9 protein-coding genes and 1 pseudogene are annotated in these 16,444 nt (G+C 70.0%); 1 reads left to right on the top strand and 9 read right to left on the bottom strand.

Annotation, left to right across the window (positions count from 1 at the left end):
- Positions 1–136 precede the first annotated feature (136 nt).
- The 6 genes and pseudogenes from fusA to ATL45_RS16685 form a co-directional block, all read right to left on the bottom strand.
- Positions 137–2,239, bottom strand: a complete 2,103-nt coding sequence (gene fusA / locus ATL45_RS16710; protein WP_093155230.1) for an elongation factor G — start codon at positions 2,237–2,239, stop codon at positions 137–139.
- A 77-nt stretch (positions 2,240–2,316) separates the two neighbouring features.
- On the bottom strand, positions 2,317–2,787 hold the full coding sequence (rpsG, locus tag ATL45_RS16705; RefSeq protein WP_093155232.1) for a 30S ribosomal protein S7: 471 nt from the start codon (positions 2,785–2,787) through the stop codon (positions 2,317–2,319).
- The gene (gene rpsL / locus ATL45_RS16700) at positions 2,787–3,161 is read right to left on the bottom strand and encodes a 30S ribosomal protein S12 (RefSeq protein WP_093155402.1); all 375 of its coding nucleotides are present in this window, start codon (positions 3,159–3,161) and stop codon (positions 2,787–2,789) included. Before rpsL ends, rpsG begins: the two co-directional genes overlap by 1 nt.
- Positions 3,162–3,637: 476 nt before the next feature.
- The gene (locus ATL45_RS16695) at positions 3,638–5,449 is read right to left on the bottom strand and encodes a caspase, EACC1-associated type (RefSeq protein WP_093155233.1); all 1,812 of its coding nucleotides are present in this window, start codon (positions 5,447–5,449) and stop codon (positions 3,638–3,640) included.
- A gap of 90 nt (positions 5,450–5,539) precedes the next feature.
- A pseudogene (locus ATL45_RS16690) lies at positions 5,540–5,695 on the bottom strand (glycohydrolase toxin TNT-related protein); the annotation flags it as partial.
- Positions 5,696–5,725: 30 nt separating this feature from the next.
- On the bottom strand, positions 5,726–6,565 hold the full coding sequence (locus ATL45_RS16685; RefSeq protein ID WP_093155235.1) for a LysR family transcriptional regulator: 840 nt from the start codon (positions 6,563–6,565) through the stop codon (positions 5,726–5,728).
- Between the two features lie 105 nt (positions 6,566–6,670).
- On the opposite strand from ATL45_RS16685, the gene ATL45_RS16680 reads away from it, so the two are divergent.
- Entirely contained in the window at positions 6,671–7,396 is a 726-nt protein-coding gene (locus tag ATL45_RS16680) for an SDR family oxidoreductase (RefSeq protein ID WP_211841241.1), read from the top strand.
- Between the two features lie 63 nt (positions 7,397–7,459).
- On the opposite strand, the gene ATL45_RS16675 is transcribed toward ATL45_RS16680, so the two are convergent.
- From ATL45_RS16675 to ATL45_RS16665, 3 genes are read right to left on the bottom strand one after another with little or no spacing between them, the layout of a single operon-like run.
- Positions 7,460–9,100 carry a TNT domain-containing protein gene (locus ATL45_RS16675; protein WP_093155236.1) on the bottom strand — a complete coding sequence of 547 codons (1,641 nt, stop codon included), beginning with the start codon at positions 9,098–9,100 and terminating at the stop codon, positions 7,460–7,462.
- Positions 9,097–12,546 carry an ADP-ribosylglycohydrolase family protein gene (locus ATL45_RS16670; RefSeq protein WP_093155238.1) on the bottom strand — a complete coding sequence of 1,150 codons (3,450 nt, stop codon included), beginning with the start codon at positions 12,544–12,546 and terminating at the stop codon, positions 9,097–9,099. Before ATL45_RS16670 ends, ATL45_RS16675 begins: the two co-directional genes overlap by 4 nt.
- 19 nt (positions 12,547–12,565) lie before the next feature.
- Positions 12,566–16,378, bottom strand: coding sequence for an ADP-ribosylglycohydrolase family protein (locus ATL45_RS16665; RefSeq protein WP_093155239.1), 3,813 nt, complete (start codon positions 16,376–16,378; stop codon positions 12,566–12,568).
- Positions 16,379–16,444: the final 66 nt, after the last annotated feature.

Raw genomic sequence — 16,444 nt, 5'->3', positions numbered from 1 at the left:
TGTCGGGTAGGTGACGTGCGGACCGCTGTCCTCGCGGATCACGGTCCGCACGCCGCCGAACTGGAGGGGATTGCTCCCCGGTCGCCTTCGCGAGGCGTCGCCGTCGCCCGGTCCCGCTCAGGGGCCGGGCAGCGGGTCACTCGCCCGTTGCCTTGGCGATGATCTCCTTAGCCACGTTCGAAGGAACCTCGGCGTAGGAGTCGAACACCATCGAGTAGTTGGCACGACCCTGGGTCTTGGACCGCAGGTCGCCGACATACCCGAACATCTCCGACAGCGGCACGAGGGCCTTGACGACGCGGGTACCGCTGCGCTCCTCCATGGCCTGGATCTGGCCACGGCGGGAGTTCAGGTCGCCGATGACATCGCCCATGTAGTCCTCGGGCGTGGTCACCTCGACCGCCATCATCGGTTCGAGCAGCGCGGGAGACGCCTTGGCGGCGGCTTCCTTGAGCGCCATCGAACCCGCGACCTTGAAGGCCATTTCCGAGGAGTCGACCTCGTGGTACTGGCCGTCGAGCAAGGTCACCTTCACGCCGACCAGCGGGTAGCCGGCCAGCACGCCGTACTGCATCGCGTCCTGCGCACCCTGGTCGACCGACGGGATGTACTCCCGCGGGACCCGACCACCCGTGACCTTGTTCGCGAACTCGTAGGTCGGGGCGTCGGAGGTCTGCTCGATCGGGTCGACCGCGATGATCACGCGCGCGAACTGACCGGAACCACCGGTCTGCTTCTTGTGCGTGTACTCGTGCTTCTCGATCGACTTGCGAATCGTCTCGCGGTAGGCCACCTGCGGCTTACCGATGTTCGCCTCGACCTTGAAGTCGGTCTTCATCCGGTTGACCAGCACCTCGAGGTGGAGCTCGCCCATGCCCTTGATGATGGTCTGACCGGTTTCCTCGTCCAGCTTGACCTGGAACGTGGGGTCTTCCTCGGCGAGCTTCTGGATCGCCGTGGAGAGCTTCTCCTGGTCGGCCTTCGTCTTCGGCTCGATGGCCACCTCGATGACCGGCGCCGGGAAGGTCATCGACTCCAGCACGATCGGGTTCGCCGGGTCGCACAGGGTGTCACCGGTGGTCGTGTCCTTGAGACCGATCACCGCGTAGATGTGACCCGCCTGGATCTCCTCGACCGGGTTCTCCTTGTTGGAGTGCATCTGGAACATCTTCCCGATGCGCTCCTTCTTGCCCTTGGTCGAGTTGATGACCTGGGCACCGGAGGCGGCCTTGCCGGAGTAGACGCGGACGTAGGTCAGCTTGCCGAAGAACGGGTGAACCGCGATCTTCGAGACCAGCGCGGCGAACGGCTCGTCGACGCTCGGCTTGCGCTCCGCCGGGGTCTCGCCGTCCTGCAGGGTGCCCTGCACCGGCGGGACGTCCAGCGGCGACGGCAGGTAGTCCACCACCGCGTCGAGCATGGGCTGCACGCCCTTGTTCTTGAACGCGGTGCCGCACAGGACCGGGAAGGCCTCGCGGCTGTTGGTGAGCTTCCGGATGCCGGACTTGATCTGGTCCTCGGACAGCTCCTCGCCGCCGAAGTAGGCCTCCATCAGCGACTCGTCGGTCTCCGCGACGGCCTCGATCAGCTTCTCGCGGTACTCGGCGGCCTTGTCGGCGAGGTCGGCCGGGATCTCCTCGACCGCGTAGTCCTCACCCTTCTGGACCTCGCCGCGCCAGGTCAGCGCCTTCATGCGGACCAGGTCGACGACGCCCTGGAAGTCGGACTCGGCGCCGATCGGCAGCTGCAGGACCAGCGGCTTGGCGTTGAGGCGCTCCTCGATCGTCTTGACCGTGAAGTAGAAGTCCGCACCCAGCTTGTCCATCTTGTTGACGAAGCAGATGCGCGGAACCTCGTACTTGTCCGCCTGGCGCCAGACCTGCTCGGACTGCGGCTCGACACCTTCCTTGCCGTCGAACACCGCGACCGCACCGTCCAGCACGCGCAGCGAGCGCTCCACCTCGACGGTGAAGTCGACGTGCCCGGGGGTGTCGATGATGTTGATCTGAGTGTCGCCCCAGAAGGTGGTGGTAGCAGCCGAGGTAATGGTGATACCCCGCTTCTGCTCCTCCTCCATCCAGTCCATCGTCGCGGCGCCGTCGTGCACCTCGCCGATCTTGTACGTGATCCCGGTGTAGAACAGGATCCGCTCGGTCGTGGTGGTCTTGCCCGCATCGATGTGGGCCATGATGCCGATGTTGCGGACCTTGGTCAGGTCAGTCAGCACGTCGCGTGCCACGAGTTTCTTCCCCGTTCCCTACAGCAGGTGCAAGCTGTTGAATCGGTGGGCCAAGGTGGGCAAGAGCCGACCCGACGTCACCAGCGGTAGTGCGCGAAGGCCTTGTTGGACTCCGCCATCTTGTGCGTGTCTTCGCGCTTCTTGACGCTCGCACCGAGACCGTTGCTCGCGTCCAGCAGCTCGTTCATCAGGCGCTCGACCATGGTCTTCTCGCGGCGCGCCCGCGAGTAGCTGACCAGCCAGCGCAGCGCGAGGGTCGTGGAACGACCGGCACGCACCTCGATCGGCACCTGGTAGGTCGCGCCACCGACGCGGCGGCTGCGGACCTCCAGGGTCGGCTTCACGTTGTCCAGGGCACGCTTGAGCGTGACGACCGGGTCGGTGCCGGTCTTCTCCCGGCAGCCTTCCAGCGCCGCGTAGACGATCCGCTCGGCCAGCGACCGCTTGCCGTCGACCAGGACCTTGTTGACCAGCTGCGTGACCAGCGGCGACCCGTAGACGGGGTCGGCGTGCAGCGGCCGCTTCGGGGCCGGACCCTTGCGGGGCATCAGCTCTTCTCCTTCTTCGCACCGTACTTGCTGCGAGACTGCTTGCGGTTCTTCACACCCTGGGTGTCAGCGGAACCGCGGAGGATCTTGTAGCGCACACCGGGCAGGTCCTTCACACGGCCGCCACGAACGAGCACGATCGAGTGCTCCTGCAGGTTGTGACCCTCACCGGGGATGTAGGCCGTGACCTCGATGCCGCTGCTCAGCTTGACACGGGCGACCTTGCGCAGGGCCGAGTTGGGCTTCTTGGGGGTGGTGGTGTACACGCGGGTGCACACGCCACGCCGCTGCGGGCTCCCCTTGAGCGCCGCGGTCTTGGTCTTCGCGACCTTGTCCTGGCGGCCCTTACGGACCAGCTGCTGGATGGTGGGCATGGACCGGCTTTCTGTCAGCGTTCGCGTCTTCTGGTACTCGACCAAGCGGCCGCTCGTTCGAGCTTCGGCGTGCCCTGGCGTCGAGCACCTGTCAGGCACTGTGTTTCGGGACTCCCCCCGCACCACGAGGTCGGGCGTGTCGCCCGCTCCTCGGCCTTTGCGGCGCTGCTGCGCCCCGATGGGAACGACCCCGGAGGGTTGTCGAGAGGAGTTCCACACATCCTCGGCGCTGGCGCAGTCACCCGGAAAAGGGGACCACGTCATGCACGGGCATGCGGATCGACCCGATGGGTGTCGGGTCCGATAAACAAAGATACCTGCCCCGTTCTCAGAGGGTCAAAACGGGGTCCCCCTTGACCTGCTCGATCACCCGGCGCCGCCACCGCGCCACCTCGGGTGCGAGCCCGCGTCTGCGTAGTGGGAGCCACTCTACCCACTCCGCCAAGGCCTTCCCGGCAGGCGAGATGGATCACAGCTCACGGCGCCACCACCGGCCAGAGCCGCACCGTGCGGTCGGTGCTCGCGGTGGCGAGCAGACGGCCGTCGGCGCTGAACTCGATCACCCCGATCGCTCCGGTGTGGCCGGTGAGGGTGCTCACCACCCGCTGCTGCCGGACGTCCCAGATCCGCACCTCGCCCTCGCCGGTCGAGGCGGCCAGCGTGCGGTCGTCGGACGGGTCGAGCGCCACGTCACCGGCGCCCGGCACGCTGCCCGACGGCAGCAGCGGGCGGTGGTCCCGTCCCCCGTCGTCCCAGATCCGGACGCCGCCGAGCTCGTCGGTGAGCACCAGCGAACCCGCGCGGTCGAAGGCGATCACCTCGGCGCCACCGACGACCGCGATCGGCGCGCGGCTGGCGACGTCCCACACCCGCACCCCGGTTTCGCAGCTGGCGACCAGCAGTCCGGCGTCCGCGCCGAACGCCGGCGAGGAGCAACGCTGGCCCGGGGCGATGGCGGCGATCTCGCGCTGCTCCTGGACGTCCCAGACGCGGACCTGCCCGTCGGCTCCCGTGCTCGCCAGCAGCCGGCCGTCGGAGCTGAACGCCACACCCGTGATGTGCGCCCCGTGGCCGGTCAGCACGCCGACCTGCCGCCGCCCGGCCACGTCGTAGAGCCGCACGACGTCCTCCCAGTTGCCGGTGGCCAGCAGCGACCCGTCCGGGCTGAACTGCACGGCCTGCACCAGGTCCGGCTCCGTGAACTCCGCCACCCGGCGGCCGGAGCGCGCGTCCCACAGCTGCACCTGGCCGCCCTGGTCCGCGCCGCCGGTCCGCCCGCTCGCGGTGGCGACGAGCGCGCCGTCCGGGCTGATCGAGACGTCGCCGACGTCACTGGTGTGCTGCAGCACGACGGACTGCTGCGCGGGCGCGGCGAACCTGTCCCACAGCTGCGGCACGGCGATCGCAGCGGCGATACCGATGACCACGACCGCGAGGAGACCCACCCAGATCGGCCACCGCGATCGCCGGGCGGCCGGTTCGGGCTCCGGAACTTCGGCGGGCGCGGGCCGGTTCGGGTTGTGCGCGATGCAGAGCTCGTCCGCGATCCGGCTGTAGAGCGCGGGCTGCTGGCGACCGGGCCCGCCGCGGAGCTGCTCGAAGACGTACTGGTAGAGCTCGCCGACGCCGACCGAGCCGTCCCGGTCGCGGTCCGCGTCGCCGGTGCGCAGTCCCTCGATCAGCTGACGGGTGAAAAGCGATGGTGCGAGGGTGCCGCCGTCGGGTTCGGCGGAGTGCTGCAGCGCGGTGGAGGCGGTCATCACCGCGTAACCGCGCGACTCGTCGTCGGCGAACGCGTTGGCCGCGCCGCCGCCCCGCAGCAGCTGCTCCTTGACGTCGGCGTGGCGGTCGGCCGCCCGGACCAGGTAGCCGCGCGGGAAAGCGCCCGAGAAGCAGCAGTCCAGCCACACCACCACGGCGCGCGACCGGCTGCCGGCCATCCGGTCGTGCACGAAGACCGCGGGGATCGCGGTGGCGCTCAGCCGGTCCAGCCGGGAGTTGGTCACCGCCAGGTAGAGGCGGCCGTCGTCGTCCTTGACGCCGTGGCCGGACACGTAGAGCAGCACCAGGTCGTCCGGTCCGGCTTCGGCGTAGAGGTCGGCGATGGCCAGCACGGCGTCCTGGTACTCGGGGTCGCGCAGGATCTCGACCTGGTACCCGCCGATCGCCGGATCGGCCAGCACCCGCTGCAGGCCGGTGGCATCGGCCCCCGGCGCTCGCAGCCTGCCGAACCCGGCGTCGGCGTAGGTGCTCGTCGCGATGAGCAACGCCCTGCGCACCCCGGCCATGCGGCCTCCCGCCGTCCCCGCCCAAGATCGCCCAGCAGCGTACTCGGCGAGCGCGGCCGGGAAACCGGCTTCCGGCCGGAGTTCGCCGGATCAGACGCAGGTCCTCGGACCTCGACCAGCCCAGCCGCCCGCGACGAGGTTCTGGACGTCGTTGGCCAGCACGAAGGCCGTGCCGCCGCCGACCTGGCCGAAGTCCGGCTCGGCCACTCCGGAGACGACCTCGAAGCCCTTGACCACCCGGCACCGGTGGTAGGCCCCGGCCTGGAGAACAGCCGGTCAAAGACGTGCCGCTACGCGGATCAGGTCGGCGACCGCGCGAAGTCGGCTCTGCGACGGCCAAGCGATCACCGTCGTCACCGGCGGAGCGTCCAGGACCGGCACGGCGGCGAGATCCCGGCGCAAGTCGGCGCTGACGGACTCGGGCACGATCACGGTGGTCCGACCGAGCGCGATCAGCTGGAAGAGCTGTGTCAGATTCCGCACCTCCGCGCCCGGCCCCTCCGGGTAGTTGCCGTCGGGACCGGGCCAGCGAGCCATCGGGAGTTCGGGCAGCGTGGTGATCTCGGCCACCCGGACCTGAGCGCGGTCGGCGAGCGGGTGAGAGGTGGGCAGGATCGCCACCTGCCCCTCGGTGCGCAGGGTTTCGACGTCCAGTCCGGTGGTCGAATCGAACGGCAGGTGCAGCAGAGCCACGTCGGCCTGCCCGTCCTGCAGCAACTTCTGCTGCTGGTGCGCCTCGCAGAGCACCAGGTCGACGGTGGCCGCCCCGGGCTCCGCGCGGTAGGCGTCGAGCAGTTTGGCCAGCAACTCGTCGGCGGTGCCTGCTTTGACGGCGAGGACGAGGCAGGGACGACTTCGCGCGGCCTGCTGCGTACGCCGCTCAGCTGCGGCTACCGCACCGAGGATCGCGCGCCCCTCGCGCAGCAGCACGGCCCCGGCGTCGGTGAGCGCGACCTTGCGGCTGGTGCGCTCCAGCAGCGTGACCCCGAGCTGCCGTTCGAGCCGGATGATCGCGCGGGACAGCGGCGGCTGGGCTATCTCCAGACGCCGGGCAGCCCTGCCGAAGTGCAGTTCTTCGGCGATGGCGACGAAGTACCGCAGCTCGCGTATCTCCATCGAAGCACAGTAGCCCGGGCGGGTGGTCGATCGATGTCGCTCAGGTATTGCTGCACTACCGAGATGGTGTTGGTGCCCGACCTCGGCGCGGCCATGCTCGCTGTCATGAGCGAGAAGGCAGTCGCGCTGGTCACCGGCGCGAACAAGGGAATCGGGTACGAGATCGCGGCCGGGCTGGGCGAATTGGGCTGGAGCGTCGGTGTCGGCGCTCGAGACGAGCAGCGCGGGAAGGACGCTGTGGCCAGACTGCGCGCGGCGGGCGCCGACGCGTTCGGCGTGCCATTGGACGTGACCGACGACGAGAGCGTGACCGCCGCAGCGCATCTGATCGAGGAGCGAGCGGGACGCCTCGATGCGCTGGTCAACAACGCTGGCATCGCGGGCGGCTGGCCGGAGGCGCCTGCGACCGTCGACCTGGAGACCGTGCGGCGGTTGGTGGAGACCAACGTCATCGGCGTCATCCGGGTCACCAACGCGTTGCTGCCGCTGCTGCGCCGGTCGGCGCACCCGCGGATCGTCAACCAGTCCAGCCACGTCGGCTCGCTGACCCTGCAGACCGCGCCCGGCGTCGACCTCGGCGGGATCAGCGGAGCTTACGCACCGACGAAGACCTACCTCAACGCCGTCACCATCCAGTACGCCAAGGAGCTGAGCGGCACCAACATTCTGATCAACAACGCCTGCCCCGGCTACGTGGCCACCGACCTCAACGGGTTCAGCGGTACCCAGACCCCTGAGCAGGGTGCGGCGATCGCCATCCGGCTGGCAACCCTGCCCGACGACGGCCCCACCGGTCAGCTGTTCGACGACAGCGGAGTCGTGCCGTGGTGAGGTTCGATCGGGCGGCCGGGACGATCCGCCGGACGTGACCGGGTCAGACCGTGGAGAACGAGCTCACACCTCGACGAGCCAGCCGTCCGCCACCAGGTTCTGGACGTCGTTGGGCAGCACGAACGCCGTGCCGCCGCCGACCTGGCCGAAGTCCGGCTTGGCCACTCCGGAGACGACCTCGAAGCCCTTGACCACCCGGTACCGGTGGTAGGCCCCGGCCTGCTGCTGCGGCGGCACCGAGCGCTGCGGCAGCGTCGTGCCGGCCACGAACACCGTGTTGCCGGTCGGCTCGCCGAACCGGTCGACCTCGTCGCCCTCGCGCAGGACCACCGCGAACTTGTTGTCGTAGGCGTCCAGCGGCGGCTCGCCGGGCATCGGCTCGTACGGGCACTCGAAGTCCTGCAGCGGCTCGTCCGGGTCGCGCAGGAACTCGGTGCGGGTGAGCGACATCGCGCCGATCAGGTGCGCCGCGGCCGCGTAGGCGTCGGGGAAGCGGGAGCGGTTGTGGACCTCGCCGTCGGCCAGGCGGAACACCGACCACCAGCCGTCGGTGCCGAGCAACATGCTCCAGCCGCCCTCCAGCGGCTCGTCGAAGCTGTAGAACCGGGTGCTCATGCCCATCGCGCTGATGAAGCCGCGGGCGATGTCCATCGCCTTGGCCGGGCTCAGCCGCAGCAGCGCCCGCGGGTCACCGCCGAGCACGAGCGCCTTGGCGTCGGCTGCCGCGCGGTCGGATACCTCGGCGGGCGGCTGGTGGTTGCGGCTGCGGATGTGGTCGAGGAAGTCGCGCGGCGGGGCGATGCCGTGCTCGTTCAGGTAGTAGGCCAGCGCCAGCGGCCACACCCAGGTGCCATCGGTGTGGAACTGCTTGGGCACCGCGGGCGCGCGCTGCGGATCGACCTCGTCGGGGTCGCTGCTGTACGCGCGCAGCAGGATCTCGCCGCCGTGCAGGTAGTGCGCCACCAGTCGTTCCTCGACCGAGGTCAGCGCGGGCCGGTGCGCGAACGGGCGGTTCTCGGCATCGCGGCCGTCGAAGACCTGGACCATCCGCACCGGCTCGGGCTGCTCGGCCTCGCGGTGCTGTCCGTAGTGCTCCCAGGCCGGGTCCAGCAGCCATTTCGGCGCGGTGGCCCGCGGGTAGTAGCGCAGTTCCTCGTAGTGCGCGCGGCCGTCCTCGGGGCCGACGACCCAGTTCGGCTCGTCGTGCCCGGTGCGCAGGTCGGCCCCGTCCTGGTCGAGCTGGAAGCGCGCCGCGGTCCACGCCCCGGTCTCCGGTCGGTAGGAGACGTTCCGGTGCCGACGCAGCGCGTCGACGACGTCCTGGGTGGGGATCCACCGGTGCTCGGCGTCGGTGGTGACCGCGGCGGTGATCTCGATCCGGTTGCCCAGCGCGGTGCAGTCGACGACCGCGCGCTGCCAGCCGTCCGGCAGCCCGGCGACGACCGCTTCGCGCAGCGCTCGCTCCAGATCGCGCTGGTGCTCGGCGCGGTCCGGGAAGACCCCGTAGGACGCCGGCGCCGGGAACTCCGGCCGCACCCGCGCGGGAGCGTCGTGCTGCGCAAACAGCACCTCGCCGACCTGGTCGAGCGGGACGGGCTGGTCGCGGCCGTCCAGCACCGCGCCCTGCTCGCTCAGCTCGCGCAGCGGCGAGTACGTCCCGTCGACCAGGACGTGCGTGCCCGCGATCGCCTCCCCCAGGATCATTCGTCCTCCCCCTCGGACAGCTCGTCGTGCATGACTCCGTTGATCCGCCGCGGCGCGGGCTTGGGCGCCGGGAACTCCGGTCCCGGCGCGGCCGCGACCGGCTCGGGCGCGGCGGCCCAGTGCGGCCGGACCGGGTAGCGCTCGTTCCAGTCCTCACCGGTGGGCGGCTCGATGGCGGCCTGACCCGGCAGGAACGCGCCGTGCCCGAACTCGGCCACGCAGTCCAGCGCGATCTGCTCGACGACGTCGCGCAGCTCCAGCTCGGCCAGCCAGTCGACCGGCAGCGCGGCGACGCCGTGCAGCGCGCCGACGATGTTCCCGCAGATCGCGCCGGTCGAGTCGCTGTCGCCGTCGTGATGCACGGCGATCCGCAGCGCCTGCTCGACGTCCTCGGCGACCAGCGCCGCGCACACCGCGATGGCCAGCGCTTCCTCGCCGACCCAGCCGCCGCCGAGCTGCTCGGCGACCTGCTCCGGCGTCGGCTCGCCCGCTTCGGCCAGCGCGACAGCGGCCTTGAGCGCCGCGCTGGTCTCCTCGTGGTCCTCCCAGGTCTCCAGCACCTGCAGCGCCAGCCACACGCCGTCGTCGAGGCCGCGGCCGAGCAGGGCCTGCTGGACGATCACCGCCAGCGCCCCGGCGGAGTGGTAGCCGGCGGGGTGGCTGTGCGTCACCGCGGCGGTGCGGGCGGCGAGCCGGAACACCTCGGCGGGATCGGTGGACCACAGCGCGGCCGGCGCGGCGCGCATCACGCCGCCGCAGCCCTTGGAGTCGTTGATGCGCTCGGTGAACGAGCCGGCCGGCTTGCCGTCGCCGAAGCGGGCCAGCGCGCGCCACACGGTCTTGCCGGGCGCGCGGGTCGCGAACAGGCCCGGCACCTCGATCAGCCAGCCGTCGGGCGCCGGGTAGTCGGCGAGGAACGCGCCGGCCGCGGCGTCCCAGTCCACGCCCTGCGTGTGCAGCCAGCGCTGGTAGGCCAGCTGCACCTCGGGGAGCGGGTCGTCGCTGCCGAGCACCCGGTTCGCGACGCTGCCGCGGATCAGGCCTTCGGCGGTGAACAGCGTCATCTGGGTGTCATCGGTGATCGCCCCGCGCACGCCGTAGGCCTCGCGCAGTCCGGACGGGCCCTCGGGACCGAAGCGCGCGGTGATCGCCTCGGCGTTGATGAACTCCAGGTCGGAGCCGAGCGAATCGCCCAGCGCACCACCGAGGAAGCAGCCCAGCACGCGTTCGGTCAGCGACGGAGCGCTGTCTCCGGGGCCGTCGGCCTTGGCGTGCCCGCCGCGCACGATCGGCGGCGCGACCGGCGCGGGCTCGTCTTCGCCGTCCGACGGCTCGGCCTCGTCGGGAGCGCTCGCCGGGTCGTCGTCATCGGCGAGCATTTCGTCCGCCGGTTCGTCATCCGCGCCGGCGTCGGCCGGTTCGAGGTCGATCGGGGTGCGCACGGGCGGTTCCATGTCCACCGGCTCGCGCTCCACCGCGGGCTGCGGAACTTCCGAAACCTCGCTGTCGGCAACGTCTTCCGCTGCGTCGTCCACCGGTTCGTCATCGACGAGGTCCGCCTCGGTGTTCTCGTCCGGCTCGGAATCCCCTTGCCCGGAAACGACTTCCGGCACCGAAATCCGCCCGAAGTCAGCCGACTCCCGCGCGGTGCGCTCGGCGACCTCGCGATCCGCCTCGGCATCCTCATCGCGGACAACGACTTCCGGCACCACGATCCGCCCGGGATCGACCGGCTCCGCGTGGTCCACGTCCTCCGGTTCGGCGATGTCCTCGGGATCGGTCGACTCCGCCGGGTCCTCGTCGACGACCGGCTCCGGATCCGGGGTGACGGCGTCCGGCACCGGAATCCGCTCGGAGTCCGCCGACTCGCGGACGATCCGCTCCGCGACCTCCCGGTCGACGTCCGGTTCCTCGGCATCGACGAGATCAGCGGGCTCCGGCACGGCTTCCGCGGGCTGGGCCGCGGCCGGCGGCGGGAAGGCCCCGATCTGCGGCGCGGCCGCCGGCGGCTCCAGGTCGTCGACGATGGCGGGGAACACCGCGGTGGTCTCCGCCGGTTCTTCGGGCGAGCGCAGGTTCGGCACCGGGATCGGCCCGGTGCTCGACGGGTCGCTGACCGGGGTCGTCCCGGCCCGCGCGGCCGGGAACGTCGGCGCCCCGATGCCGTCCGCGCGCGGGTTCTGCACGGGCAGCCCGGCAGGCGGCGTGTCGACGGCTCCCGCCGAGGTGATCACCGGCATGAGCATGGTCTGCTCGGCGGAGCCCTCGACCGTGTTCGGCGAGCCCCCGGTGAGCTGCGGCGGGCCGCCGAGCTGCCGGGCGTTCGGCGAGTAGCGCTGGGCCCACTGCGGCTGCGGTCGCGGCGCGAAGGCCTCGGTGGCGTCGGCGCAGAGGTTCTCGAGGATCTCGCGCAGTTCGAGCTCGTCGAGCCACCGCGCGGGAATCCCGGCGGGCCCGTAGATCGCACCGGCGAGCTGACCGGCCAGCGCACCGGTGACTGCGCTGTCGCCGGAGTGGTTCACCGCGACCCGCACCGCGTCGGCGAAGGTGCGGGTGCTGCCGACCGCGGCCAGCGCGATGCCCAGCTCACCGGGCTTCTCGCCCAGTTCGAACTCGATCTCCAGCTGCCGCGGGGTGGGGCAGCCGCGCTGGCCGACGAACATCGCGGCGTGCAGCGTCCGGCGGACGTCGGCCGGGCCCCGGCCCGTCCAGTAGGCGACACCGAGCCGCTTCTGGTCGGAAGCGTTCACCGCGTCCCACAGCGGCACACCGCGGATGAGCTGCGCCAGCACATCGCTGTGCAGCCCGGCCGCACCGACCGAGTTCGGCGCGGAGACGAGCAGGTTCGCAGCCGCCGCACCCGCCGCGAACACCTCTTCCGGCACGTTCGACCAGGCCATGGTCGGCGCGGCCCAGACCGCGAAGTCGACCAGGCCGTCGGCCTTGAGCGGAGCGTGCAGGCTGCCGTCGGCGCCCAGCGGCGAGCGCTGCGCCGCCGACCCGATCACGTGCAGCCCGGCACCGCACGGGTTGCGGGTCGAGTACAGCTCGGGCCGCTCCAGCAGCCAGCTGTTGGGAGTGGGCTCGGTGGCCAGGTACGCCGACATCGCGTAGTCCCACGGCACGCCCTGGGTGTGCAGCCAGCGCAGGTAGTTGGCGAGGACGAACTCGGTCGGCAACCACCCGCTGCTGGTCGGGTTCGAGGCCTTGGCGCGCAGCAGGGATTCCAGCGTGAACACGGTGAGCTGCGTCAGCTCGGTGCTCGCCCCGCGCCGCCCGAACACGGGCAGGTAGTCGACCACGCCCTGCGGCCCGAACCACTGCTCGATCTCGCTGAGCTTGCTGTCCCGCACACCGGCGCCGAGCGCATCGCCGACGGCCCCGCCGAGCATGGCTCCGCGGAAGCGTTCCGCCCACGACTGCTGCGGCGGTCGAGCGTCGGTCATCGCGATGTCTCCCTCGTGCTCACCAGGCCGGGTAGCGCCTGGTCCAGGCCGGATCGGTCGGCGGGCCCGGGCTGAACTCGGCGAGCGCATCCCCGGCCAACGTCTCGATCACCTCTCGCAGCTCCAGCGAACCGAGCCATTCCGGCGGAACGGCCCGAGCCCCGTGCAGAGCCCCCGCAATGTTGCCGCACACGATCCCCGTGGAGTCCGAGTCCCCCGAGTGGTTCACGGCCAGCAACAGCGCGTCCCGCAGGTTATCCGTAGCCAGCGCGGCGTAGAGCCCGATCGCGAGAGCTTCCTCCCCGACCCACCCCTGCCCGAGGGTGTCCTTGATCACCTCGGGAGAGACGGGCCCCTGCTGCGCGAGCTCAACGGCCCGGTCGAGGATCGCCAGCTGCTCCTCGTGCCCCCGCCACCGCAACAGCAGCTCCCGCGCGATCCGCACGGCCTCTCCCAGCGGCACGTCCCGGATGAGCTGGTGCACGATCACGGCGAGCACACCGGCGGAGAGATACCCGCTGGGATGGCTGTGCGTGAGCGCGGCGGTCCCGACGGCGGCGTAGAAGACCTCGGCGGGATCGTGCGACCACACGGCGACCGGAGCGGCCCGCATGACGCCGCCACAGCCCTTGGAGTCGTTGATCCGGTGCTGCGGAGAGGCGTGCTGATGCGTCTGCGCGAACTGCGCGAGCGCGGACATGCAGGTGCTCCCCGGAGCCCGCGCGGCGAACAGCTGCGGATTGGTGATGAGCCACCCGTCGGGCTGCGGAATCCGCTGAGCGTAAGGCCCACCGGCCTGCGGCCAAGGCTGGTTCTGCGTGTGGAACCACCGCTGGTAGGCGTGCTGCACCTCGGGAACGGGATCGTTGTCGACGGGCTTGATCCGCCTGGCGACGTGAGCCCGGATGAGCCCTTCGAGGGTGAACAGCATCATCTGCGTGTCATCGGAGATCTGAGCGATGCCGTCCCGAAGCACTGGAGCGGTGAGCCCGGCGTCCCCGTGGTTCTGCCGGATCATCCCGATGCCGTGGAACTCGATGGCGTAACCCAGAGCGTCCCCAACAGCCCCAGCCAGCATCGACCCGATGAACCGCTCCCGAGGATCGAGCGGCGGCGCAGGAGCCTGCGGGGGCGCCTCCGGAACGACGTTCGCCGGGGCGTCCCCGCTCTCACCGCCCTGATCCGGCTGGGCTTCTTCGGCTGCGATCGCTTCGAAGGCCCGCAGGAGCGCCTTCCCCTGGATATCGGCCTGGTGCCGGGTGCCGACGTCGATGACCAGGTCGACCTCGTCGAAGGCGCTCTTGAGCTGGGCGACGTCGGCCCTGACCTTCGCCTGGGATTCAGGGAGGTACTTGGGGCTGGAACCGGCCAAGAACGCCGTCTTCCCGCCGAGGTTGACGGTCCCGGGGGTTCCGTCCTCGTGCGCGAGGAGCGCGATCTCGGACCTGGCCACCGTCATGAGCATCGACCGGTCGGAGACGTACCCGGCCGACCACATGTGAAGGACGCTCTCCAACATGGATTCCGGCCGCGGGAAGCCCAAGGTGGTCGGACTCGGCCGGTAGTCGGAGTTCAGCCGGTACCGCCCGGTGAGCGTGCCGTCCTCATCGACCCAGTAGGCACCGATCCAGGCCTGCTCCGGAACTTCCTCCCGCGCCGCTTCCCGATACATCTGGTCCGGCACCGAGAACCAGCTTCCCGGCTGCTGAGCGGCTGCAGCGCGCATCGCCTCGGTGATCTCCGGCGCGGAGATCTCGATGGCTCGCGATCCGATGATCATCAGGTCCATCTGATCGCCCTGCGTGAAGATCTGCACGTTCCGCTCGGCGAGCAGCGGCAGCAGCCGGTACCCGTTGACCCGGACGGTGCCGGAGACGAACTCCGCGCCGCCGAAGTCCGGCATGGCGCTTCTGTCGGTGCAAACCCAGATCTGCGCCTTCTCCTGGCCCTGCATCTGGAAGTCCGCCGGATGCGACGACGTCCCATCCGGCCCGGTGAGCGCCCAGAGGTCCGCGATCAGAAACTCCCGGTAGACGTCCTCAACCGGCCCCTGCTCAGCGGCGTACCGCCCGATCGCCTGCTCCAGCGCGGTCATCTCCACACCCTGCGATTGACCCATGTCCCCCTCCATGTCCCCGGTTCGCCGACCCTCCGGCTCATTCTGCGCGCTCTCGTCGACGAAGACGTAGTAGCTCCCGCCGCCCCGTTTCAGAAGCGCCCGCATGAACTCGGGGCCCTCGCTGGGCATCACATCCCGCTGCTCTGACACCAGCAGGGCGCCCCGCTTGTAGTAGGACAACGCAACGCTGCCCCACTCATCGTCGAAAACCTCAACGGTGGCCCCGGCCTCCGCGCTCCACCGAAACTCCGCAACACGCTCCGGCTCACCACGCGAAGCCAACGAGTACACACCGATCAGCGTGGGAGCAGCGGCCGCGTCCTCAGGAGGTTCCTCTCCGATGTCCTGCTGCACAGTCGAAGAATTCTCGCCCGTCAGAGCCGGATACCGCGCCTGCCACTTCGCATCATCCAGTCCTTCGGATCCAAACTGATCACGAACATCCCTCGCCAGCCTGGAAATCAACCTGTAGTCGGCCAGCCCCTTGCCCCAAGGGCTGTCGATCCCACACGATCTGTACCCCGAAGCCAGGATCGCACCGGCCAGCGCACCGGTCAGGGCACTGTTCCCGGAACGGTTCACCGCGATGCGCAACGTGTCGTCGAAACGTACGTCGAGTCGGGACTTCTCCGCTGACAACACGGCGCACACTGCGATCGCCAACGCGGAGGACGGCGCTTCCCCCGAGCCGAGGAATTCGATTTCACCCGGCGCAATGCCCGGGCGAGCCAAGCCCCGTGCCGCATCGATCGCGTCTCGGATCTTCGCTCCGCCTTCACCCAGTTCATCCGGATCGACTTCAGCGACGTAGGAGATCCCACGCAGGCAGTCACCGTCCATGATGTTCTGCTGGATCACGACCGCGATGGCCTTGGCGGCAACGGTCATCTCGGCACTCTGCCCGGTGAGCTGCATGGCGCGAGCCACCAGGTCGAGGACTTCGCTGGCCTCGCTCGACCAACCACTCATCGGGATCACCGACAGCAGTGGTGAAACGCTCGGATCCTGATAGAGCTCTGACTTGTCGATGAGCTTTTTCCGCAACAGCACGACCGCACGCGACTCAGCCAGTTGCGATGCCAAGCGATCTGCTGCCAACCAGCCGCCCGCAGAACTCCCACGGGCTTCATCTGCTGCCCACAGGCGATAGACGCGTTCAAGCTCGGCGATGGGGTCATCCTGTTGATCCACTCGCGCGCGGTCCGCTCGGATCAGCCCGTCGAGGGTCAGTGCCATCAGGCTGACGCCACCATCGGACATGCTCTCCTCGCGCACGTGCGGATCCAGCCTCCCGATCCCCCGTTCGCCGTGGATCTCCCGAATCTCAGCCCAGGTGAGGGACTGCACAAGGCGCCCAAGCCCATCACCGAGCCAAGCCGCGAACACGGCAAGCCAGAGACCGTCCAGCACCCCGTGACTCGCGACGCCGCCATCCAGCGCGGCCTGTCGAAGAACCGCACGTCCCTCGCCCTGCACCCCGGCTGCGGTTTCCCGGTCCGCGGCCCACTTCTGCGAAGCCGGGAACGGGTTGGAGTTGTCGTCCACCCCGATAGGAAAGTTGTCCGCTGGGCTGACCTCCACGACCGGACCGATGGCCCTCTTGTGCCTCCTGATCGACTCGCGTACGGCTTCAACCTCTGCTCGCATCTCGGGCGACAACTTGCTGGGATCCATGCTGTACTTCCGAACGAGTTCGTCCTCGTCGTGACTCACTTTGACTCACCTTCCGGCGGCAGTCATGTGAATGATCCACGCACCAGTCTCTTCGCCCTTGTCCAC

It is taken from the genome of Saccharopolyspora antimicrobica (assembly GCF_003635025.1).
Lineage (GTDB): Bacteria > Actinomycetota > Actinomycetes > Mycobacteriales > Pseudonocardiaceae > Saccharopolyspora > Saccharopolyspora antimicrobica.
Note: the sequence above shows the minus strand (reverse complement) of the source record. Positions and strands in the feature narration are given on the sequence as shown.

Coding starts and splice junctions, on each gene's coding strand:
- rpsL (WP_093155402.1), bottom strand. CDS start 3,161: ATGCCCACCATCCAGCAGCTGGTCCGTAAGGGCCGCCAGGACAAGGTC.
- ATL45_RS16695 (WP_093155233.1), bottom strand. CDS start 5,449: ATGGCCGGGGTGCGCAGGGCGTTGCTCATCGCGACGAGCACCTACGCC.
- ATL45_RS16680 (WP_211841241.1), top strand. CDS start 6,671: ATGAGCGAGAAGGCAGTCGCGCTGGTCACCGGCGCGAACAAGGGAATC.
- ATL45_RS16685 (WP_093155235.1), bottom strand. CDS start 6,565: ATGGAGATACGCGAGCTGCGGTACTTCGTCGCCATCGCCGAAGAACTG.
- ATL45_RS16675 (WP_093155236.1), bottom strand. CDS start 9,100: ATGATCCTGGGGGAGGCGATCGCGGGCACGCACGTCCTGGTCGACGGG.
- rpsG (WP_093155232.1), bottom strand. CDS start 2,787: ATGCCCCGCAAGGGTCCGGCCCCGAAGCGGCCGCTGCACGCCGACCCC.
- ATL45_RS16670 (WP_093155238.1), bottom strand. CDS start 12,546: ATGACCGACGCTCGACCGCCGCAGCAGTCGTGGGCGGAACGCTTCCGC.